Below are 21,076 nucleotides of genomic sequence, written 5' to 3'. Positions count from 1 at the left end.
GGGAGGCGGGCCCCTTCCCCACCGTCACCGGTCGTCGCCGGTGCTGCCGGTGCGGCGTTTAGTTGAGGATAACGGGAGTACGGCAGACGCGCGGATGCTGTGGCGCCGGCGTCGACCGGCGCCACAGCCTGCTGACCGTCACGGCCGGAGCCCGGCCCGACTCCGCTTCAAAGTCCACTGCCCGGTCGGGGAGCTCGCGGCGATACCCCTGGCGGGGCCGACCACCGTCAGGCCGGCGCGCCGGCGGGGACCGCGTCGGCCGCCGTCCCCAGGTCGTCGGGAGCGCCCTCGGCGCGGTCCGGGACGCGGGCCACGGGCCCCGGGGCCGGCTCGGGCTCGGCGAAGGCCTCCGGCGACGGGCAGGAGCAGACCAGGTTGCGGTCGCCGTAGGCCTGGTCGATCCGGCGCACCGGTGCGAGGTAGCCCCGGCCGCGCAGCGCCGGCACCGGGTAGACGGCGACCTCGCGCGGATAGGGCCGGTCCCACTCCCCCGCCACCATGGCGAGGGTGTGCGGGGCGTTGCGCAGCGGGTTGTCGGTCCGGTCGTACTCCCCCGTGGCCACCTTCTCGATCTCCGCACGGATGGCGACCATCGCGTCGACGAAGCGGTCCAGCTCGCCCTTGTCCTCGCTCTCGGTCGGCTCGACCATCAGCGTGCCGGCGACCGGGAAGCTCATCGTCGGGGCGTGGAAACCGAAGTCGACCAGCCGCTTGGCGATGTCGTCGTTGGTGATCCCGGTGGTCTTGGTCAGCGGCCGGATGTCGAGGATGCACTCGTGCGCGACGAGCCCGTCGGCGCCGGTGTAGAGCACCGGGTAGTGCTCGCGCAGCCGCGTGGCGACGTAGTTGGCGGCGAGGATGGCCTGCTCGGTGGCCCGCAGCAGCCCGTCGGGACCCATCAGCCGCACGTAGGCCCAGGAGATCGGCAGGATGCCCGCCGACCCCCACGGCGCGGCCGCGACCGCCGGGCCCTGCGTCCCGGTGTCGACGAGCGGGTGGCCGGGGAGGAAGGGCACCAGGTGCTCCCGGACGCCGATCGGCCCGACACCGGGGCCCCCGCCGCCGTGCGGGATGCAGAAGGTCTTGTGCAGGTTCAGGTGGCTGACGTCGGAGCCGAACCGGCCGGGCTTGGCCAGGCCGACCATCGCGTTGAGGTTGGCGCCGTCGACGTAGACCTGGCCGCCGGCGTCGTGCACGGCGCCGCAGATCTCCTGGATGTCGGCCTCGAACACCCCGTGCGTCGACGGGTAGGTGATCATGATGGCGGCCAGCCGCTCGGCGTGCTGGTCGACCTTGGCGTGCAGGTCGGCGACGTCGACGTTGCCGGCCTCGTCGCAGGCCACCACGACCACCCGCATCCCGGCCATCACCGCGCTGGCGGCGTTGGTGCCGTGCGCCGAGGACGGGATGAGGCAGACGTCGCGGTGCGCCTCGCCGCGGGAGCGGTGGTAGCCGCGGATGGCCAGCAGCCCGGCGAACTCCCCCTGCGAGCCGGCGTTGGGCTGCACGCTCACCGCGGCGTACCCGGTGACCTCGGCCAGCGCGGTGCACAGCTCGTCGATCAGCTGCCGGTAGCCGCGGGCCTGCTCGGCCGGGGCGAACGGGTGCAGCTGGGCGAACTCCGGCCAGGTGATCGCGGCCATCTCCACCGCGGAGTTCAGCTTCATCGTGCAGGAGCCGAGCGGGATCATCGTGCGGTCCAGCGCCAGGTCCTTGTCCGCGAGCGAGCGCAGGTAGCGCAGCAGCGCGGTCTCCGACCGGTGCGCGGAGAAGACCGGGTGGGTCAGGAACGGGGTGCGGCGGCGCAGCTCGGCCGGCAGCGCGTCGGCACCGCCGTCGTCCGGCGTCGCGTCGTCCGCCGGGACGCCGAAGGCCTTCGCGACCCCGCGGAGCGTGTCGACCGTCGTCGTCTCGTCGCAGGCGACGCCGACGGTGTCGGCGTCGACCAGCCGCAGGTTGATGCGCTGCTGCGCGGCCGCGGCGACCACCTCGGCGGCCCGGCCGGGCACCCGGGCGTGCACGGTGTCGAAGAACCGGTCGTGGACGACGTCCACTCCGCCCGCGCGCAGCCAGCCGGCCAGGGCCTGCGCGCTGCGGTGCACGCGGGCGGCGATCGCGGTCAGCCCCTCCGCGCCGTGGTAGACGGCGTAGGCGCCGGCCATGACGGCGAGCAGCACCTGCGCGGTGCAGATGTTGCTGGTCGCCTTCTCCCGGCGGATGTGCTGCTCGCGGGTCTGCAGCGCCAGCCGGTAGGCGACGTCGCCGTCGGCGTCGACCGAGACGCCGACCAGCCGGCCGGGCAGCTGCCGGGCCAGCCCCTCGCGCACCGACAGGTAGCCGGCGTGCGGGCCGCCGTACCCCATGGGGACGCCGAACCGCTGGGAGCTGCCGCAGGCGACGTCGGCGCCCCACGCCCCCGGCGACTCCAGCAGCGTCAGCGCCAGCAGGTCGGCGGCGACGACGACCGCGGCGCCGGCCTCGTGCGCGGCCGCGGCGAGCGCCCGGTGGTCGCGGACGGCGCCGCTGGCCCCGGGGTAGGACAGCAGCACGCCGAACGCCCCGGCCTCGGGCAGGTCGGTGGGCCAGCCGGCGGAGAGGTCGGCGACGTGCAGGGCGATGCCGAGCGGCTCGGCGCGGGTGCGCAGGACGGCGAGGGTCTGCGGCAGCGTGTCCTCGTCGACGACGAAGACCGCCTCGGGCCGGGCCCGGCCGGCCCGGCGGACCAGTGTCATCGCCTCGGCGGCGGCGGTCGCCTCGTCGAGCATCGAGGCGCCGGCGACCGGCAGGCCGGTGAGGTCGGCGACCACCGTCTGGAAGTTGATCAGCGCCTCCAGCCGGCCCTGGCTGATCTCGGGCTGGTAGGGCGTGTAGGCGGTGTACCAGGCGGGGTTCTCCAGGATGGTCCGCTGGATGACCGCGGGGGTGACCGTGCCGGAGTAGCCGAGCCCGATCATCGAGGTGAAGACGTCGTTGGCCTCGGCGCGCTCGCGCAGCAGCCGCAGCACGGTGGCCTCGTCGGCGGCCGGCGGCAGGTCCAGCGGCGTCCGGTCGCGGACCCCCTCGGGCACGCAGGCGTCGACCAGGGACTCCAGCGTCGGGTGACCGACGGCGGCGAGCATCGCCTGCGTCTCGTCGCCTCGCGGGCCGATGTGCCGGGCGGCGAAGGACCCCGCAGGGTCCAGCGCGGCGAGTGCGGGCAGGGGCTCAGGGGCACGGTCCGCCATTACCACGACGCTACCAGCGGCTGAGCGGACGGCGGCGGGTGCGCGGACGAGGCGACCGACGTCAGGCGCGGTCCGACGAGGTGGGGCGGGGGAACTCGGCCCGGCAGGGTGACGGCACGTGGCCGCGGTGTCGGCCTGAGGCCGACGGTGTCACCGCCTCACACCGCGGCGCGGCGGCGGCGGCGCAGGGAGAGCTCGTCGTCGGTGGTGTGCAGCGGGGCCCCGTCGATGCGCTCGGCCGGCAGCTCGGCCAGTTCGCCGGAGAGCTCGCGCAGCGCGCCGGAGACGGCGATGCCGAAGACGCCCTGACCACCGGCGAGCAGGTCCACGACCTCCTCGGCGGAGGTGCACTCGTACACCGTGGCGCCGTCGGAGAAGAGCGTGACGTTGGCGAGGTCCTTGATCCCGCGGTTGCGCAGGTGGTCGACGGCCTTGCGGATGTTCTGCAGCGAGACGCCGGTGTCGAGCAGCCGCTTGACGACCTTGAGCACCAGGATGTCGCGGAAGGAGTACAGCCGCTGGGTGCCCGAGCCGGTGGCGCTGCGCACCGACGGTGCGACCAGGCCGGTACGGGCCCAGTAGTCCAGCTGCCTGTAGGTGATGCCGGCAGCGGCACACGCCGTCGGGCCGCGGTACCCGACGAGGTCGCTGTCGACCTCGTCGTAGGACGGCGCGCCCACGGCAGCGTCGCTGAAGAGCTGACCCTGGGAGCCCTTGCTCTGGTCGCTCACGTCAGCGTCCTCCTCTGCTCCCGCAGCCGACGCCGCGGTCCCCGCGGTGGGCACCGGGTTCGTGTCGCTGCAGGCGGGCTGCTGCGTCGCGTGCCAGTACTTCCACCGCTGTTGTTCGCCGACCGTAAGCCGGGCCCTGGGGTGGGTCAACTGAGGAGGGCGGCGTGTCGCGGCACTCACCCATCAGAGGGGTATCGGCGCACCTCGCCCCGCCCTTGACCTGGAACCCGCCTCCGACCGCGACGACCCGCCGCACCCGCCTCTGCCGTCACAGCAGTTCCACGTGCCACACACCCGCCGGCCCGTGCCCCGGCGTCCCGCTCGTGGCGACGAGGTGGAACGGCCACCCTCGAGGACCCACCGGGCCCGCGCCCACCGCCCCCGGGCGGTGGTCCTCCTTCAGGCGGGGCCGCCGCCCGAGCCGGAACCGGCGCCGAAGTCCTCCGGGGAGATCTGGTCGAGGAACTCGCGGAACTTCTCGACCTCGTCCTCCTGCTCGTCGGGGATCTCGATGCCGACCTCGTCGAGCAGGTCCTCGGCGCCGAAGATCGGCGCACCGGTGCGGACGGCGAGGGCGACGGCGTCCGACGGGCGGGCGCTGACGACCCGGTCGTCGCCGAACACCAGCTCGGCGATGTAGATGCCGTCGCGCATCTCGGTGATGTTGACCGCCTCGAGCTCCGCGCCGAGCGCGCGGACCACCTCGCGCAGCAGGTCGTGGGTCATCGGCCGGGCCGGGCGCACCCCCTGCTGCTCGAAGGCGATCGCGGCCGCCTCGACCGCACCGATCCAGATGGGCAGGTACCGCTCCCCCTGCGTCTCCTTGAGCAGGAGGATCGGCTGGTTCCCGGGCAGCTCGACCCGGACGCCGACGACTCTGAGTTCCTGCACGGTGGGGCTCCCTCAGCTGCGGCCCGGGAACGGGCGGTGGATCGGTAGGGGCGGCTGGTGGACGACGGCTCGGCGCCGGGGCCGCGGACTCGGAGCCCGGCTCCGACCACGGTACGCCCGAGTCAGGGGCGCAGCAGGTCCCGGAGGCGTGCCTCCAGCAGGGCTCCGTGCAGCTGGGCGGAGAGCCCCGCGAGCTCCCGCAGCTTCTCCGTCGCCCGGTTGCGGGCCTCCTCCGAGCGCGCCCGCAGCACCGGCGCGACCAGCTGCTCGACCAGCCCGGCCTCCCGCTCGGCGCCGTTCTGGTAGACGCGCAGGTGCCGCGGCTCGATGCCGTGCCGGGCGAGCCCGGCGGCGGCCCGCGCGATCGGCAGGTCGGCCGCGGGGTGCCGCCCGTCGGCGTCGGGGGTGAGCAGCCCGAACTGCACGCAGGCGGCCAGCTGCCCGGGCTCGAGCCCCGACGCCCGCGCGAACTGCTCGCCGGTCAGGCTGCCGGTGTCGGCGTCCTCCTCCGGCGGCGGTGCCGCCGGAGGCGTGCTGCCGGGCAGGGGCTCGCCGCGGTCGAGCGCCGCGAGGTGGTCCTTGATGACCCGCAGCGGCAGGTACTGGTCGCGCTGGGCGCCCAGCACGTACCGCAGCCGGGCCACGTCGGCCGAGGAGAACTTCCGGTACCCCGACGGCGTGCGCTGGGGGTGCACGAGGTCCTCGGACTCCAGGTACCGGATCTTGCTGATCGTGACGTCCGGGAAGTCCTCGCGCAGCACGGTCAGCACCTCGCCGATCGTGAGGCGCGGCGCGTGCCGCTCGTCGCGCTCCTCGGGCTCGTCGGCGCGCGAGGGCACCGCGCTCACGCCGCCGTCCGTGCTGCCGGCACCGTCCCCGACCCCCGGGCCGCCCGTCGGGTCACGCGCCGGCGGGCTCGCCCGTGCGCGGGCCGGTCAGGTACACGAGGCGGAACTTGCCGATCTGCACCTCGTCACCCCCGGCCAGCGTCGCGACGTCGACCGGCTCGCGGTTGACGTAGGTGCCGTTGAGGCTGCCGACGTCGTGCACCGAGAAGCCGCCGCCCTCGCGGTGGAACTCCACGTGCCGGCGGCTGACGGTCACGTCGTCGAGGAAGATGTCGCTGTCGGGGTGCCGGCCGGCGGTGGTGACGTCCTGGTCGAGCAGGAAGCGGCTACCGGCGTTGGGGCCGCGCTTGACGACCAGCAGGGCCGAGCCCGCGGGCAGCGACTCCACCGCGCCGGCGTGGGCGTCGGCCTCGGTGACCTCGGGGGTCTCGGCGGAGTCCTCGCCACCCACCTTGGGGATGACGCTGGTGGACTCCCCGATCCGCTCCTGGGACAGCGCCGCGCCGCACTGCGCGCAGAAGCGACTGCCCTCGGGGTTGTTGTGGCCACAACGAGTGCAGTGCACGTCTGTCTCCTCCGGTGCAGGGGTGGCTCCGCCGCGGGCCTGGGGTCTGGCCGTGGGCGGCCGGCGGACGGCGGGCCGGACGGCCCGTCGTGGGTCGGTCGCCGCGTCGTGCACGGCGGGCCGTGGGTCATGGAACCAGCGGCCGACCCGAGGGTCAACCGAACGTACAGGGTGAGGCTCGGCGCCCACCCAGGGGGCCGCGCGGCTCCCCCACGGGGGGAGCATAGTGACCCCCGCCGGGGGCCCGGGGCAGGTCAGGTCGCGTCGACCAGGGCCTGGTACGCGGCGGCGTCCAGCAGCGCCCCGGTGGGGTCGTCGCCGTCCCCGGCGACGGTGATCTCGACCAGCCAGCCCTCCCCGTAGGGGTCGGCGTTGATGGTCTCCGGCGCGTCGGTGAGGGCCTCGTTGGCCGCGGTCACGACGCCGGCCACCGGTGCGTAGACGTCGGAGACCGACTTGGTCGACTCCACCTCGCCGATGGCGGTGCCGAGCGCGACCTCGGTGCCGACCTCGGGCAGCTGCACGAAGACGATGTCGCCCAGCGCGTCCTGGGCGTGGTCGGTGATGCCGACCCGCACGACGGCGCCCTCGCCCCCACCCGGCTGCAGCAGGGCCCACTCGTGCTGCTCGGTGTAGCGGCGGTCGTCGGGCGTGGTCATGCAGCGGCTCCTCGTCGGAGGGGGTGGGGCCGGCGCGGCGTCAGTTGCCGTCGTCGGTGTCGGGTTGAGCGTATTGAGGCCGGTCCAGCTGCCGCAACGCGTCCACCAGGACGCTCGGGGACTGCTCGATGTCGACGGTGCCGCCCTGCCGGCCGACCCGGTCGACGACGCCGCCGGGGATGTTCATCGCCGTCTGCAGGTCCTGCGGTGAGCCGATGACCCGGATCTCGTACGGGCTCTGCACCGCGGTGCCGTCGATCCGCAGCTGCCCCGGCTCGCCGGTGACCGCCGTGGAGACCCCGACGCGGACGCCGTCGATCTGCATCGTCTCCGCTCCCGCGCCGCGCAGCTCCTGGACGGCGTCGAGCAGGTCGGCGACCCGCACCCGGCCCTCCGGGTCGCGGACGGTCATGAGCAGGCCGGGGCCCTGGGCGGCGACGGTGCCGTTGAGGATGCCGAGCGCCTCGGCCCGCTCTCGCGCCTCCTGCAGCGCGGCCTCGGACTGGCTGTCGGAGCTGTTCAGCTCCCGCAGGGCCGCGCGCTGGTCGGCGATCTGCTCGCGCAGCCGGTCCTCACGGGCGTCGAGGTCGTCGAGGATGCGGACCAGGTCCTCCTCGCGGAGGGTCGAGTAGTCCTCCCCCGTCCCCGTGGTGCGCACCTGGACGGCGAAGGCGAAGCCGAGCAGCAGGGTGAGGACGCCGATCAGCGCCGCGGCCAGCGGGTCGCGCCCGCGCCGCCGCGGCGCAGCCGCCGCCGGGGCCGGCGGCTCCGACGCCGGCGGGTCGGCGTCCGCGCCGGCTCCGGGGGCACCGCGGTCAGGGGCACCGCGGTCAGGGGCATCGCGGTCGAGCGCGTCGCGGTCCGGCGCGTCGCGGTCCGGCGCGTCGCGGTCCGGCGCGTCGAGGTCGGGCGCGTCGTCGCCGGGGTGGACGTCGTCCTCCGGCCGCTCACCGGGCCCGGGCGCCGGGCGCTGCGGCCCGCTCATGCCCGGAACACGTGCCGGCGGATGGCCGCGGCGTTGCCGAAGATGCGGATGCCCAGGACCACGACCACGGCCGTGGACAGCTGCGCGCCCACGCCGAGCTGGTCGCCGAGGAACACCACCAGCGCGGCCACCACCACGTTGGACACGAACGAGATGACGAACACCTTGGCGTCGAAGATCCCGTCGAGCCGGGCGCGGAAGCCGCCGAAGACGGCGTCGAGGGCGGCGACCACGGCGATCGGCAGGTAGGGCTGCAGCCACAGCGGCACGGTGGGGTCGAACACCAGCCCGAGCAGGATGCCGGCGGCCAGGCCGAGGATCGGGATCACGGTCAGCCCCCCGGCGCGGTCTCGGGAGCCGGTGCAGGCGGCACCGCGGACACCGGGACGGCGGATCGGAGCTCGGGGAGGCTCCCGGCGGGAAGGGACAGCTCGTCCTCCTGGGCGAACTCGAAGCGCAGTCCGTAGGTGTCGGAGATGACGGCGAGGGCGTTGACCTCGGGGCTGGCCAGGAACCGGCCGCGCAGCGACCCCGGGTCACCGACCGCGCTGACCAGATAGGGGTTGGTGACCGGCCGGAAGTCGACGAGGACCGCCTCGCCGGCGAAGCGGATCGCCGTCGTCGGGCCCAGCCGCTGGCCGTTGATGCTCACCGCCTCGGCGCCGGACGCCCACAGCGCGTTGACCACCAGCTGCAGGTCTCCGTCGCGGACCTGGCCGCGGGGGTCGGCCTCCGCCGTCCCGCCGACCGGATCGGCGTCGGCGTCGGGTCCGGCGTCGGCGAGGGTGACCAGCAGGCCGGGGCCGCTGACCGGGACCACCGCGGCGGCGAGCTCCGCGCCGGCCAGCCGGTCGAGTGCCCGCTGCCCGACGGCGGTGGCGGCCAGCGCGTCGTCCCGGGCGCCGGTGACCTGCCCGCGCAGCGTCTCCAGGTCCGCGGCGAGCCGGTCGGTGGTCGCCGACTCCCCCTCGATCTCGGCGACCAGCGCCATGCGCACCTCCTCGCGGCCCTGGGCGCCGGCTGCGGCCTGGTCGTAGGTGACCGCGGCCAGCACACCGGCGACGGCCAGGACCGCGGCGACGGCGAGCTGTCCCTGGCGCCGCCGGGACCGCGGGACCTCCTCCCCCGCGGCGCGCGCCGCGCGGGCCCGCGCGGCCTGGGCGTAGGCCGGGTCGAGGGTCTCGGCGAGCACCTGGTCGAGCAGCGAGGCGCCCAGCGAGCGCGGCCCGCCGCCGCGCTGCAGGGTGGTCACGGCGGGCTCCCGCCGGCCCGCTCGGCGCGGACCAGCCCGACGACCTGGACGACGTAGAGGACGCCGGCGAGGAGGTAGAGGGCGCTGCCCCAGACGGTCAGCGCCCACGCGACGGGCGCCACGACGGCCGCGACCGGCCCGTCGCCGTCGGCCAGGAGCAGCAGCGGGAAGGCGTAGAGCAGGATGAAGGTCGCCGCCTTGCCCAGGTAGTGCACCTGCAGCGGCGGGTAGCCGTGGGCGCGCAGCACCAGCAGCGCCAGACCCAGCACCAGCTCGCGCCCCACCAGGGCGGCGACCAGCCACAGCGGGACGACGTCGCGCAGCACGAAGGCGATCAGCGTGGCGACGATGTACAGGCGGTCGGCGGCCGGGTCGAGCAGGGCTCCCAGCCGGCTGGACTGCCCGAGGCTGCGCGCCAGCTTGCCGTCGGCCCAGTCGGTGGCCCCGGCGACCATGAGCACGACCACGGCCCAGCCGTCGGCCTCCGGCCCCAGCAGCAGCCACAGGAACAGCGGGACCCCGAGCAGCCGCACCACCGACAGCCCGTTCGGCAGCGTCCACACCCGGTCGGGCAGCAGGTTGCGGTCGGCCACGGTGCCGGAGCCCCCCACCCCGCCGGCCCCCGGCCGGGCCGAGGCGTCGGCCGACGGCCCGTTGGACGACGTCACGACACCTCCGCACCCCTGGTCACCGGCCCCCGAGGCTAGTGTCCCGCGCCGACGCTCCCCGGGGCGGCGCACCGGGAGCCCGACCCGTACCCGCCGGGAGGCGTCCCGGGGCCTGCGCGAGCCCCCGGAGGGCGGCGCCCGGCAGGCCCCGCCGCGGCCCCGTCCCCGGGGTGCCGCCGGCCCGTCCCGGGGCTCGGCGCGAGCCAGGTGAGGTCCTGCAACGGCCACCCGCCAGGGCCCGCGCCGGGCCTGCGAGGCGTGGAGAGGAGGGTGGTCCTCCCTCAGGCGGGGACGGCGGTCAGCGACGCGGGCGCCGGCTCGTGGCCCAGCGGGCGGCGGGAGAAGCTGCCGGTGCCGTGGGAGACCGAGCGCAGCGCCCCGGCGTAGCCGAGCAGCTCGACCTCGGGGACCTCGGCGCGCACCGTCGTCCGGTCGCGCTCGGGGTCGGCGTCGCTGCCGGTGACCCGCGCCCGCCGTCCGGACAGGTCGCTCATCACCGCACCGACGTACTCCCCCGGCACCGCCACCTGCACCTCGCACCACGGCTCCAGCACCCGGGTGCCGGCGGCCGCGGCCGCCTCGCGCAGCGCCAGCGCGCCGGCGGCCTGGAAGGCGGCGTCGGAGGAGTCCACCGAGTGCGCCTTGCCGTCGACGAGGGTCACGTGCACGTCGACGATCGGCCGGTCGCCGGCGATCCCGCGCTCGGCCTGGGCCCGGATGCCCTTCTCCACGCTGCCGTGGAACTGGCTGGGCACGGTGCCGCCGACGATGCGCTGCTCGAAGACGATGCCCGAACCGGGCGGGCCGGGCTCGGCCTCGACAACGACGACGGCGTACTGGCCGTGCCCACCGGACTGCTTGACGTGCCGGCCGGTGACCCGCACCGCCCCGGCGAGGGTCTCCACCATGGGCACCCGAACCGGCACCGTGGCGACCGCGACGCCGTGCCGGGTGCGCAGCCGTTCCAGCAGCACCTCGGCGTGCGCGTCGCCGACGCACCACAGCAGCAGCTGACCGGTGTCGGCACGCCGTTCCAGGCGGACGGTCGGGTCCTCGGCGACCAGCCGGGACAGCGCCGTGGCCAGCCGGTCCTCGTCGGCCCGGGACGCCGCCTCCACGGCGACCGGGAGCTGCGGGGTGGGCAGGTCCCAGGGCGGCACCAGCCGCGGGTCGTCGGGCGAGGAGAGGGTGTCGCCGGTCTCGGCGCTGGTGAGCCGGGCGACCGCGCAGATGTCCCCGGCCGGGCAGGCGGCGACCGGGCGCAGCGTCGCCCCCAGCGGGCAGGAGATCGCGCCGATCCGCTCGTCGGCGTCGTGGTCGGGGTGGCCGCGGTCGGCCAGGCCGTGCCCGGAGACGTGCACCGGGGTGTCCGGGCGCAGGGTGCCGGAGAAGACCCGCACCAGCGAGACGCGGCCGAGGTAGGGGTCGGTCGTCGTCTTGATGACCTCGGCGACCAGCGGGCCGTCGGGGTCGCACGACAGCGGGGACGCCGGGGAGCCGTCGGGGCGGGTGACCGGCGGGCAGCCGTGCTCCACCGGGCAGGGGAACGCCGAGACGAGCAGGTCGAGCAGCTCGGCGACGCCGACGCCGGTCAGCGGGGACACGCACAGGACCGGGTGGAAGTGGCCGCGGGCCACCGCGGTCTCCAGGTCCGCGACCAGGTCGGCGACGGAGAGCTCCTCGCCGCCGAGGTAGCGGTCCATGAGGGTCTCGTCCTCGCTCTCGCCGATGATCCCCTCGATCAGCTCGGCGCGGAGCTGCTCGGCGTCCTGCTCGCCCGCTCCCCCCAGCTCGGCGTCCGGGTGCGGCTCCAGCAGGGAGACCAGCCCGGTGACCGCGCCGTCCGGTCCGCGCTGCAGCAGGTGCAGCGGGAGGACGCCGTCCCCGAGCATCGTGCGGCAGGAGCGGACGGCGTCGTCGACGTCGGCGCGGGGGCGGTCCAGTTGGGTGACCACGACGGCGCGCGGCATGCCGACCGCCGCGCACTCCTCCCACAGCTGGACGGTGGTGGCGTCGACGCCGCCGACGGCGGAGACGACGAACAGCGCGGCGTCGGCCGCGCGCAGCCCGGCCCGCAGCTCGCCGACGAAGTCCGGCGAGCCGGGGGTGTCCAGCAGGGTGATGCGGTGCCCGGCGTGCTCGACGGTGGCCACGCCCAGCGACACCGAGCGCTGCTGGCGGGCCTCCACCTCCTCGCTGTCCAGGCAGGTGGTGCCGTCCTCGACCCGCCCGGCCCGGGGGAGCGCGCCGGTGGCGACCAGCAGCGCCTCGGCGAGGGTGGTCTTGCCCGCGGCCGCGTGGCCCACCAGGGCCACGTTGCGTACCTTCTCGGCCGACCGCGGGCCCGGTGCGGCGACGGTCTCCTTGCCCACGCCGCTCAGCCGTTCGCCGGCTCGGGGACGACGGCGCAGGTGCCCGCGGCCGGGTGGAAGACGCCGGTGTGCCCGTCGGGGTCCCACCGGACGACGTACGGCGGCCCTCCGCTCTCTCCCCTGACCTCGAGCACCCTGCCGGTGCGCTCGGCTTCTCCCTGGTGGGTGGACCGGACGACGATCCGGTCCCCGACGCGTGCTTGCACGACGACCTCCTGGCGGCTGCCCCCGTCTGTGTGCTGTGGGTCACAGCCTGCCTCCGGGGCCCGGACCGATCAAGGGACCCGGGCCCGTCGCCTCTCCCGTCCGGCCGGAGCCCATGCTGGTGTCGTGACGAGCTCCCAGCACGCGGCCGGCCGGGACCAGGAGAGCGGGCTCGCGCACGCCGTCCCCCGCGAGGCCGCCGACGGGCCGCCGCCGTGGGTGGCCGTCTGCGGGACCCCGGTCGCCGTCGTCCAGGGCAGCTGGTCGGGGCGGCGCGGGCTGGGGTCGGCGTCGCCCTGTCGGGAGTGCGCCCGCCGCGCGCCGGCCTGACTCCTCCCCTCGCCGTCGCGGTCCCTCGTCCGGCCGGTCGCCGTCCAGTTAGGGATAACGGTAGTCCGAAGCGCCGGCCGAGGTCGCGCGATCGGCGGGGCGGGTCAGCAGGCGGGTGCCCCGAGGGAGCGCGCCGCCGGGACCGGCCGGGGCACGGGCGCCGTGGCGGTCGCCGCGCCCCCCGCCGGCGCGGCGAGCTCCACCACCCGCCAGCGCCGGTCGAGGTCGGCCGTCTGGTGGGTGACGAGCACGACCGTGCGGTCGTCGGCGGCCAGCAGGTCGAGCAGCCGGGCCGTGGTGGCGCCGTCGAGGTGGGCGGTCGGCTCGTCGAGCAGCAGGACCGGCGCCGGGCTCAGCAGGGCGCGTGCGACGCCGACCCGGGCCCGCTCCCCCGCCGAGAGGCGCTCGCCGGACTCCCCGACCCAGCCGTCCAGGCCGACGGTCCCCAGCAGGCCGGTCAGGCCGACGTCGGCCAGCACGGCGCGCAGCTCCGCCTCGCTCGCGTCGTCGCGGGCGAGGCGGAGGTTCCCGGCGAGCGTGCCGCCGAGCAGCTGCGGGGTCTGCGGCGCCCAGGCCGAGCGCGCGCGGACGTCGGCGAGGGTGAGCCGGCGCAGGTCCACGCCCCCGAGCGTGACCCGGCCGCGGTCCGGGTCCAGGGCACGCAGCAGCAGCGCGAGGACGCTGCTCTTGCCGGCGCCGCTGGGTCCGGTGAGGGCGACCTTCTCCCCCTCCGCCACCGCGAGGTCGAGCTCCGCCGGCGCGGGCCGGCCCCCGGCGTGGACCAGCGTGACCGACTCCAGCCGCAGGGCCGAGCCGGTCGGCGGGGGCAGCGGCGCGGCGGGGTCGGTCACCGCCGGCCGCTGCTCCCCCAGCGCCCGGACGCGGCCGGCCGCCGCCCGGATGCCGCCGGCGGCGCTCCAGGCGGCGCCGAGGCCGCCCACGGCCTCGAAGGAGCCGAGCACCCCGAGGGCGGTCGCGGCCAGCAGCACCGGGTTCGTCGCGCCGGTGGCGACGTCCCACCCGACCAGCCACATGGCCGCTCCCACGCCGACCGCCGGCACCGCCTCGCGCAGCACGGTCGTGACGGCGAGCAGGCGCGCGGACGCCAGCTCGGCGGCCTCCTGGCGTCGCAGGGAGTCCTCCAGGACGGTCCGCGCCCGGGCGCCGCCGTCCCCGCCGGCGGCGTCGGCCAGCCCGCGCAGCAGGTCCAGCACGTCGCTGCCGAAGGCGGCGTCGGCCTCGCCCGCGGCCACCGCGGCGCGCCGTCCCGCCACCAGCCCGGCCGCCGGCACGAGCACCCCCAGCACCAGCAGCGCGCCCGCCAGGACGGCGGCCAGCGGCGGGGACACCAGCGCGGTCAGGGCCACCGCCGCACCGCCGGCGACCACGGCGACGGCGGTGGGCGCGACGAGCCGGAGGAACACCCCCTGCAGCTCGTCGACGTCGGCGCGGACCCGGGCCAGCAGGTCCCCGCCCCGGGCGCCGGTGAGCGCGGCGGGGGCCAGCGGGACGAGCCGGGCCAGCAGGTCGGCCCGCACCCGCGCGACCAGGCGCAGGGTCAGGTCGTGGGAGACCAGCCGCTCGGCGTAGCGCAGGGCGGCGCGGGAGATGCCGAACAACCGGACGCCGGTGATGAGCGGCATGAGCACCAGCAGCGTCGCGGGGCGCTGGGCCGCGCCGCTGATCAGCGCGCCGGAGGTCGCCAGCAGGGCCGCTCCGGTGAGCACGGTGAGGGCACCGAGCGCGACGGCCAGCGCCGTCCGCGCCGGCGGCAGCCGCCGGAGGACGTCCCTCACCGCACGGCCGCCGGACCGGGCACGGGGGCCGGTGCGGTGCGGCCGTCCTCGAGCGGGACGACCCGGTCGTGCAGGGCCAGCGGAGCCGCGCGGTGGGTGACGGTGAGGACGGTCCGCCCGCGCGCCAGGGCGTCGAGCGCGGCGAGCACCTCGGCCTCGCTGTCCGGGTCCAGCTGGGCGGTCGGCTCGTCCAGCAGCAGGACGGCGGCGTCCTTGACGAACGCGCGGGCCAGCGCGAGGCGCAGCCGCTCCCCGCCGGACAGCCGGGCGCCGTCCTCCCCCAGCGGCGTGTCCAGGCCCTGCGGCAGCCGCCGGACGACGTCGAGGAGGTGGGCCCGCGCCAGCGCCGTCTCCACCTCGGCGACGGTGGCGCCGGGCCGGCCCAGCCGCACGTTCTCGCAGACCGAGCCCGGGAGCAGCCAGGGCCGTTCCGGCACGTGGGCGACCCGCGCCCGCCAGGCGTCCGGGTCCAGGGCCGCGAGCGGGACGCCGTCGACGAGCACGGAGCCCTCGTCGGGGCCGGCGAAGCCGAGGAGCAGCCGCAGCACGCTGGACTTGCCCGCGCCGCTGGGCCCGACGAGCGCGGTCCGCGAGCCGGGCGGCAGGTCCAGGTCGACGCCGGTGAGCACCTCGTGGCCCTCGTGCCGCAGGGTCACCCCGCTGAGCCGGACGTGCGGGACGCCGGGGCCCACGGCGGCGGTGCCGCGGTCCGGTTCGGGCAGGTCGAGCAGGGCGAGGACCCGCTCGGCGGCGGGGCGGCCCTCCAGGGCGGCGTGCCGGTCGGCGCCCAGCGCGCGCAGCGGGGCGAAGAACTCGGGGGTCAGCAGGAGCACGAGCAGGGCGAGCTGCAGCTCGAGGTCGCCGGAGAAGAGGCGCACGCCCACGGTGACGGCGACCAGGGCGGTGCACAGCACCGCGCCGAACTCCAGCACGAAGCCGGACAGGAAGGCCGTGCGCAGCACCCGCATGGTGGCCGCGCGGTGCGCCTCCCCGACGTCGGCGAGCCAGCGCCGGCTCCGACCGGCCCGGCCGTAGGCGACGAGGGTGGGCAGCACCCGCACGGTGTCGACGAGCACGGCCCCGAGCTGCCCCAGCGTCGTCCACTGCTCGCGCGCCGAGCGCGCCGCCAGGGTGCCGACCAGCCAGAGGAAGAACACCAGCAGCGGCCCGGTGGCCAGCAGCAGCGCGCCGCTCGGCGGGTCCAGGACCAGCACGGTGCCGGCCAGCAGCGGCGGGAGCACCGCGGCCCACACCGCGCCGGGCAGCAGGCGCGCCACGAGGCCGTCGAGCTTGCCGACCCCCTCCGTGGCCGTCGTGACCAGCTCCCCGGCCTGCTCCCCCGCCATCAGCGCCGGGCCCAGCCGCAGGACCTTGCCCACCAGCTCGCTGCGGACCTCGTGCCGGGTCCGCGCCGACGTGCGTGCCGCCAGCAGCTCCCGCAGGGCCAGCAGGCCGGCCCGCGCCAGCCATGCGGCCAGGGCTTCGGCGAGGGCGCCGAGCAGGTCGCCGGGGGTGGCCCGCCCGGCGAACACCGCGCTGACGACGGCGGCGACCAGCGCCCACTGCACGACGAGCAGGACGGCGGTGAGCCCGGCCAGGGCGGCGCAGGCCAGCGCCAGCCGGCGGGGTCCGGGCCGGGCCAGCACCCGCGCCACGGGGCCGCGCGCCGCCGGGCGAGGGGCCATCAGTACCCCCGGTCGAGGGCACCCTCGTCGGGCCGCACGCGCTCCCGGAAGACGTAGTAGTTCCAGATCTGGTAGCCGATGATCAGCGGCAGGAAGATCGCGCCCACCCAGGTCATCAGCACCAGGGTGTAGTGCTGGCTGGCCGACTCCTGCAGCGTCAGGCTGAACGCCGGGTCCAGCGTGGAGGGCAGCACCACGCCGCGGGTGAACAGGGCGATGAACACCGTCACCGTGGCGAACAGGATCGTCAGGCCGCTCATCGTGAACGCGAGGGTGTCGCGGCGCAGCGTCAGCGCCAGCCAGATGCTGGCCAGCGTCAGGAACGCCGCCACCGGGAAGAGCCAGGGCAGCACGCCGAAGTCCTCGAACAGGCCCTCGGTCACGTAGCCCATCACGACGAAGGCCAGGATGGCCACGGTCGCCAGCGCCCCCCACCCGAGCGCCGCCCGGCGGGCCCGGGCGTGCAGCGGGGTGTCCTGGTGCAGCCGCAGCAGCAGGAAGTTCGCGCCGTGCAGCACGAACAGCAGCAGCGTGGCGCACCCGCCGACCAGCGCGAACGGCGAGAACAGGTCGGTGAACGGGCTGACCACCCGGGAGTCCTCGTCGACCGCCAGCCCTTCGATGATCTTGGCCATCACGACGCCCCAGAGGAACGAGGGGACGACGCTGCCGAGGAAGGACATCCAGTCCCAGAAGTCCCGCCACCGCTGCTGGTCGACCTGGTTGCGGTACTCGAAGGACACCCCGCGCAGCAGCAGGGCCAGCAGGATCGCCACGAAGACCGGGTACAGGCCGCTGAAGACCGCGCCGTACCAGATCGGGAAGGTGGAGAACATCAGGCCGGCCGCGGCGATGATCCACACCTCGTTGCCGTCCCAGAACGGGCCGATGGTGCCGGTCAGGGCCCGCTCCTCCGCCTCGTTCCGCGCCAGCGTGGGCCGCAGGATGTCCACGCCGAAGTCGAAGCCCTCGAGGAAGAAGTAGAGGGTGAACGTCAGCGCGATGAGCCAGAACCACAGCGTGACGAGGTCCACCGTCAGCCCTTCCGCTCGTAGCCCTGGAAGCCGGACCCCTCGTAGCTGGGCGCCGGCGCGGCGATCAGCTGCGCCTCGGGCGTGCGGTGGATGCCGGCCCGCGCGGTCACGGTGAGCAGGTAGACGTCGAGGCCGATGAGGGCGAGGTAGACGATCCACAGCCCCACCAGGCCGGTGAGCACCTCGCCGAAGGAGTTGGCGCTGACCCCTTCCTCGACGGTGAGCAGGCCGTAGACCATGAAGGGCTGGCGGCCCATCTCGGTGACCATCCACCCGGTGAAGTTCGCGATCCAGGGCAGCGGGATGAGCAGCACCAGGACGCGGAGGAACCAGCGGGTGCGGTCGAGCTCGCCTCGTCGTCGCCACCAGAGGAACAGGCCGAGGAACGCCGTGGCCAGCAGCAGCGAGCCGATGGCGACCATGATCCGGAAGGACCAGTACACCCAGGCCACCGGCGGGGTGTAGTCGCCCTCGCCGTAGGCCTCGTCGTACTGCTCCTCGATCTGGTTGATCCCGTCGTAGCGGCCCTCGAGGCTGTTGTAGGCGAGGATCGACCCGACGTAGGGGATCTCCAGGCTGACCGTGTTCTCCCGGGCCTCCTGGTCGATGAGCGCGACCAGCGACCACGGCGCCGGCGACTCCGAGGTCTCCCACTGCGCCTCCATGGCCGCGAACTTCATCGGCTGGTCCTCGCGGGCGACCTGGGCCTCGGTGTGGCCGCTGACCACGGAGAAGACCGTGCCCACCGCGGCGAAGACCAGCCCGATCCGCAGCGACCTCGCGAACACGTCGGTGTCCTGGCGGCGCAGCAGGTGGAAGGCGCTGATGCCGAGCACGAAGAAGCCGGCGATCACCCACGCGCTGCCCTGCACGTGGGCGAAGTACAGCCAGGCCTTGTAGTTGAAGACGACGGCGCCGAAGTCGGTGAGCCGCGCCTGCCCGTCCACGACCTCGTAGCCGACCGGGTGGTGCATCCAGGCGTTGGCCAGCACGATCCAGAAGGCGCTGATCTGGGTGCCGACGGCGACCAGCCAGATGGCCCCCAGCCGCATCCAGGGCTTGAGCCGGTCCTTGCCGAACCACCACAGCCCGATGAACGTGCTCTCGAGGAAGAAGGCCATCAGCACCTCGAGCGCGAGCGGGACGCCGAAGATGTTGCCGACGAAGTAGGAGTACTCGCTCCAGTTCATCCCGAACTGGAACTCCTGCACGATGCCGGTCACCACGCCGACGGCGAAGTTGATGAGGAAGAGGTGACCGAAGAAGTTGGTCATCTTCCCGTAGAGCTCGCGGCGGTCGCTGCGGACGAAGGCGAAGGTCTCCATCACCGCGATGAGGAAGGCCAGCCCGACGGTGAGCGAGACGAAGAAGAAGTGGAAGATGCTCGTCGAGGCGAACTGGAACCGGGAGAGCTCCACCACGTCCATGCGCACCTGCCCCAGGAACGGACACCGGTGACCGAGGGAGTGGCGCGTGGCTGGCGCGGGAGGTCACGGCTCCGGGCGGCACCAGCGTGGCACGCAGGTGGCCCCGCTGCAGGTCGCCCGGCCCCACGAGCGCTGGATGTTGTGGATAACGGTCGGACTACCGCGCCGGGGGGAGCGCGCCTGGCCGATCGGATCCGGGTCGGACGGAGCCGACTAGGGGAACCGGGTGCCCGGCCGGGTGAGCGACGCGATGAGCGCGCCTCCACCGGGGTCGAGGAGACCGGCCGGGCGAGGACGACGAGGTCCGGCCGCCCTTCCCTCACTCCCGCGCAGCCCCTCACGGCTCGGGGAGCCGACGCTCCTCCTGCACCGGGGACTCATCGGCCTGCGCCGCCGGCTGCCCACCGCCGTTCCGGAGCTGGTGCACGTCGCCGCCGAGCAACCGGTCCACGCCGGCGCGGGGGCCGGCCGACTCCCCGGGTACGGGTGCCGGCCCCGGCGCGGGCGGGGTGCTCGCGGCAACGACACGGTGGGGCGGGACGGCGTGCAGCTGCCGGCACACGGCTCGGCGGCGCCGACCGGCTGACAGCCGCTGATCGCGGGGGGCGGGTACGGCGGGGTTGCTCCGGTCGCACGAGCCGGTGTCCACTGGCGGCGGCTCGCTGCCGCGTCCTCCACGGGTCCTGTCCGGCGAGCTCCCCCGTGTGCTGAGGAGTCCCGACGTGGCGCGTCGACCGAGGGAGGGACTCCAGTCGGAGCTCCTCCACCTGCTGCAGCCGCTGGTGCGCCGGCGGGCCGAGCTGCTCAGCGAGCGGATCGCCCCCACGCTGGCCGACATCGGCGACGACATGGCCGGCCGGCCGGCGGACGAGGTCCTCGCCGCGCTCGACGCGGCCATCCGGAACGCCGGCGGGACCCCCGACACGGCGGCGCTGCAGGAGTTCGCCGCACGCATCGAGGCCGGCGAGAACCCCTTCAGCTGAGCACGACGGCCCCGTCCAGGGCCCCGCCCTGAGCTTGCGAAGGGCGAGGAGGACGGGGTCCTCCCTCAGGCGCGGAAGAGGTCGCGGCGAGCCTGGCGGACGAGGACGTCGGCGGCCTCGCTGTCGGCGACCCCGTGGCCGGCGATCAGGGCGGCGAGGTCGTCGCGCGCGCTGGCGGTGGCGTAGTCGGCGAGCTCGCGCTCGAGAGCGCGGCGGGCGCGGCGCTCGGCCCGGCGACGGCGCAGCGAGTCCACCCACCCCAGGTCGGGCGTGGTGGCGGCGATGGCGAAGGCGGTGCCCTGCATGACGATCTCCTCGGGTGTCGGTCGGTGTCCCGACATCCATGGTCGTCCTGACGACTTGGCATATCTCGCCCAGACACTGTGAGTGTCCCCACCGCGAGTGAGCAGATGTGGCCGACGCCACCAGCTGCCGGCGCTGCATGGTGAGGCAGGTCATGCCGAAGACCCAGACGCGCGGCCCGGGTGGGTCAGCGACCGACGAGCGTCGTCTCGAAGTCGTAGCGGGACGCGCGGTAGACGTGCCGGCCCAGCTCCACGGCCACACCCTGGTCGTCGAACGCGGTCCGCTGCATCGTCAGCAGGGCCGAACGCGGCGGCTCCTCCAGCAGCCGGGCCTCGTCCGTGCGGGCCTGCCGCGCGCCGATCCGCTGGTGGGCGACCCGCAGGTGCACCCCCTGGGACCGCAGGTACTGGTACAGCCCGCGCTCGGTGAGGTCCTGGACCGTCGGCTCGAACCGGCCCGGGAGGTGGTTGGTCAGCAGCGCCAGTGGCTCTCCGTGGGAGCGCCGCAGCCGGCGCACGACGACGATCTCGTCCCCCTCCGGCAGGTCGAGCTCCTCGGCGATGTCGGCCGGCGCCGGCACCCGCTCCAGCGACAGGACCTCGGTCGTCGGTGCCTCGCCGCCTCGCGCGAGGTCGTCGTAGAGGCTGGTGAGCTCGACCGACCGGCGCACGTGCGGCTGGATCACCTGGGTGCCGACCCCGCGCTTGCGGACCAGCAGCCCCTTGTCGACCAGCTCCTGCACCGCCCGGCGCACCGTCGGCCGCGACAGCCCGTAACGCTGGGCCAGCAGGATCTCGTTCTCCAAGCGGGACCCGGCCGGCAGCTCGCCGCCGGCGATCGCCCCCTCGATCGCCTGGGCCAGCTGGAAGTACAGCGGCGTGGGGCTGGAGCGGTCGATGTCGAACGTCAGCACAGGGCCTCCTCGGCTGCGGGCACCGCGCGGGCCTGACCGGGAACCCGGCCCCGCCGGTACATGATCGCACCTCAGGACGTCCTGTCGTCCTCATCACTTCGGGGCAACCGACCACCGGACGTCTTATTGCCTTTATGTCCTAACAAAGTCTTGACACGTCGGTGTGGCCCGGAGCACAGTCCCAGAGGCAGGCGGACGTCGAC

Annotated in this window: 20 protein-coding genes; 2 read left to right on the top strand and 18 right to left on the bottom strand. The window is 75.4% G+C overall.

Annotation, left to right across the window (positions count from 1 at the left end; all coding sequences use genetic code 11):
- Positions 1 to 227: 227 nt before the first annotated feature.
- From gcvP to BMW27_RS01085, 12 genes are all read right to left on the bottom strand, one after another.
- Positions 228 to 3,224, bottom strand: a complete 2,997-nt coding sequence (gene gcvP, locus BMW27_RS01140) for an aminomethyl-transferring glycine dehydrogenase (RefSeq protein WP_091437854.1) — start codon at positions 3,222 to 3,224, stop codon at positions 228 to 230.
- A gap of 158 nt (positions 3,225 to 3,382) precedes the next feature.
- Entirely contained in the window at positions 3,383 to 3,955 is a 573-nt protein-coding gene (locus BMW27_RS01135) for a MerR family transcriptional regulator (RefSeq protein ID WP_091437851.1), read from the bottom strand.
- Positions 3,956 to 4,354: 399 nt separating this feature from the next.
- Complete coding sequence (locus tag BMW27_RS01130; RefSeq protein WP_012948790.1) at positions 4,355 to 4,846, bottom strand: bifunctional nuclease family protein; 492 nt, start codon at positions 4,844 to 4,846, stop codon at positions 4,355 to 4,357.
- Between the two features lie 122 nt (positions 4,847 to 4,968).
- Complete coding sequence (gene ftsR, locus BMW27_RS01125) at positions 4,969 to 5,694, bottom strand: transcriptional regulator FtsR (RefSeq protein WP_245743237.1); 726 nt, start codon at positions 5,692 to 5,694, stop codon at positions 4,969 to 4,971.
- A gap of 52 nt (positions 5,695 to 5,746) precedes the next feature.
- Positions 5,747 to 6,259, bottom strand: a complete 513-nt coding sequence (odhI, locus tag BMW27_RS01120) for an oxoglutarate dehydrogenase inhibitor Odhl (RefSeq protein ID WP_012948792.1) — start codon at positions 6,257 to 6,259, stop codon at positions 5,747 to 5,749.
- 254 nt (positions 6,260 to 6,513) lie between these two features.
- A complete protein-coding gene (gcvH, locus tag BMW27_RS01115) occupies positions 6,514 to 6,918 on the bottom strand; it encodes a glycine cleavage system protein GcvH (RefSeq protein WP_091437848.1) in 405 nt (134 codons plus the stop codon).
- Positions 6,919 to 6,958: 40 nt separating this feature from the next.
- Complete coding sequence (locus tag BMW27_RS01110; RefSeq protein WP_091437845.1) at positions 6,959 to 7,903, bottom strand: DUF881 domain-containing protein; 945 nt, start codon at positions 7,901 to 7,903, stop codon at positions 6,959 to 6,961.
- Positions 7,900 to 8,232 (bottom strand): small basic family protein, encoded by a 333-nt coding sequence (locus BMW27_RS01105; RefSeq protein WP_072913992.1) that lies wholly within the window; start codon positions 8,230 to 8,232, stop codon positions 7,900 to 7,902. The genes BMW27_RS01110 and BMW27_RS01105 overlap by 4 nt, the downstream gene beginning before the upstream one ends.
- Positions 8,233 to 8,234: 2 nt before the next feature.
- Positions 8,235 to 9,155: a DUF881 domain-containing protein gene (locus BMW27_RS01100; protein ID WP_091437842.1), complete on the bottom strand. Its 921-nt coding sequence runs from the start codon at positions 9,153 to 9,155 to the stop codon at positions 8,235 to 8,237.
- A complete protein-coding gene (gene clsA / locus BMW27_RS24230) occupies positions 9,152 to 9,823 on the bottom strand; it encodes a cardiolipin synthase ClsA (RefSeq protein WP_091437838.1) in 672 nt (223 codons plus the stop codon). The genes BMW27_RS01100 and clsA overlap by 4 nt, the downstream gene beginning before the upstream one ends.
- A 281-nt stretch (positions 9,824 to 10,104) precedes the next feature.
- Positions 10,105 to 12,195, bottom strand: a complete 2,091-nt coding sequence (locus BMW27_RS01090; protein WP_091437832.1) for an elongation factor G-like protein EF-G2 — start codon at positions 12,193 to 12,195, stop codon at positions 10,105 to 10,107.
- A 5-nt stretch (positions 12,196 to 12,200) separates the two neighbouring features.
- Entirely contained in the window at positions 12,201 to 12,401 is a 201-nt protein-coding gene (locus BMW27_RS01085) for a DUF1918 domain-containing protein (protein ID WP_091437828.1), read from the bottom strand.
- A gap of 124 nt (positions 12,402 to 12,525) precedes the next feature.
- Here BMW27_RS01085 and BMW27_RS01080 point away from each other — a divergent pair, with 124 nt between their 5' ends.
- Positions 12,526 to 12,729: a hypothetical protein gene (locus BMW27_RS01080; RefSeq protein WP_091437825.1), complete on the top strand. Its 204-nt coding sequence runs from the start codon at positions 12,526 to 12,528 to the stop codon at positions 12,727 to 12,729.
- Positions 12,730 to 12,833: 104 nt separating this feature from the next.
- Here BMW27_RS01080 and cydC read toward each other — a convergent pair whose 3' ends face one another.
- Genes cydC through BMW27_RS01060 form a run of 4 tightly spaced genes read right to left on the bottom strand, consistent with a single transcriptional unit; the run spans position 12,834 to position 18,671 of the window.
- Positions 12,834 to 14,525, bottom strand: a complete 1,692-nt coding sequence (cydC, locus tag BMW27_RS01075; protein ID WP_091437822.1) for a thiol reductant ABC exporter subunit CydC — start codon at positions 14,523 to 14,525, stop codon at positions 12,834 to 12,836.
- Positions 14,522 to 16,210: a thiol reductant ABC exporter subunit CydD gene (gene cydD / locus BMW27_RS01070; RefSeq protein ID WP_091437819.1), complete on the bottom strand. Its 1,689-nt coding sequence runs from the start codon at positions 16,208 to 16,210 to the stop codon at positions 14,522 to 14,524. The genes cydC and cydD overlap by 4 nt, the downstream gene beginning before the upstream one ends.
- A complete protein-coding gene (cydB, locus tag BMW27_RS01065) occupies positions 16,210 to 17,244 on the bottom strand; it encodes a cytochrome d ubiquinol oxidase subunit II (RefSeq protein WP_091437815.1) in 1,035 nt (344 codons plus the stop codon). The genes cydD and cydB overlap by 1 nt, the downstream gene beginning before the upstream one ends.
- A gap of 2 nt (positions 17,245 to 17,246) precedes the next feature.
- Positions 17,247 to 18,671 (bottom strand): cytochrome ubiquinol oxidase subunit I, encoded by a 1,425-nt coding sequence (locus BMW27_RS01060; protein WP_091437812.1) that lies wholly within the window; start codon positions 18,669 to 18,671, stop codon positions 17,247 to 17,249.
- Positions 18,672 to 19,393: 722 nt separating this feature from the next.
- Between BMW27_RS01060 and BMW27_RS01055 the strand changes: the two genes are divergently transcribed.
- Positions 19,394 to 19,654 carry a hypothetical protein gene (locus BMW27_RS01055; protein ID WP_091437807.1) on the top strand — a complete coding sequence of 87 codons (261 nt, stop codon included), beginning with the start codon at positions 19,394 to 19,396 and terminating at the stop codon, positions 19,652 to 19,654.
- Positions 19,655 to 19,719: 65 nt separating this feature from the next.
- Here BMW27_RS01055 and BMW27_RS01050 read toward each other — a convergent pair whose 3' ends face one another.
- The gene (locus tag BMW27_RS01050) at positions 19,720 to 19,959 is read right to left on the bottom strand and encodes a hypothetical protein (RefSeq protein WP_091437803.1); all 240 of its coding nucleotides are present in this window, start codon (positions 19,957 to 19,959) and stop codon (positions 19,720 to 19,722) included.
- Between the two features lie 185 nt (positions 19,960 to 20,144).
- Positions 20,145 to 20,873: a GntR family transcriptional regulator gene (locus tag BMW27_RS01045; protein WP_091437798.1), complete on the bottom strand. Its 729-nt coding sequence runs from the start codon at positions 20,871 to 20,873 to the stop codon at positions 20,145 to 20,147.
- Positions 20,874 to 21,076: the final 203 nt, after the last annotated feature.

Origin of the sequence: Geodermatophilus poikilotrophus (genome assembly GCF_900111455.1) — a bacterium.
In the GTDB taxonomy this organism is placed as follows: Bacteria; Actinomycetota; Actinomycetes; order Mycobacteriales; family Geodermatophilaceae; genus Geodermatophilus; species Geodermatophilus poikilotrophus.
This window is presented reverse-complemented; position numbering and strand designations above follow the sequence as displayed.

What these genes read in the sequence shown, in the direction of transcription:
- gcvH (WP_091437848.1), bottom strand. Translation starts at nt 6,918, where the DNA reads ATGACCACGCCCGACGACCGCCGCTACACCGAGCAGCACGAGTGGGCC.
- gcvP (WP_091437854.1), bottom strand. Translation starts at nt 3,224, where the DNA reads ATGGCGGACCGTGCCCCTGAGCCCCTGCCCGCACTCGCCGCGCTGGAC.
- cydD (WP_091437819.1), bottom strand. Translation starts at nt 16,210, where the DNA reads ATGGCCCCTCGCCCGGCGGCGCGCGGCCCCGTGGCGCGGGTGCTGGCC.
- BMW27_RS01050 (WP_091437803.1), bottom strand. Translation starts at nt 19,959, where the DNA reads ATGCAGGGCACCGCCTTCGCCATCGCCGCCACCACGCCCGACCTGGGG.
- BMW27_RS01110 (WP_091437845.1), bottom strand. Translation starts at nt 7,903, where the DNA reads ATGAGCGGGCCGCAGCGCCCGGCGCCCGGGCCCGGTGAGCGGCCGGAG.
- BMW27_RS01060 (WP_091437812.1), bottom strand. Translation starts at nt 18,671, where the DNA reads ATGGACGTGGTGGAGCTCTCCCGGTTCCAGTTCGCCTCGACGAGCATC.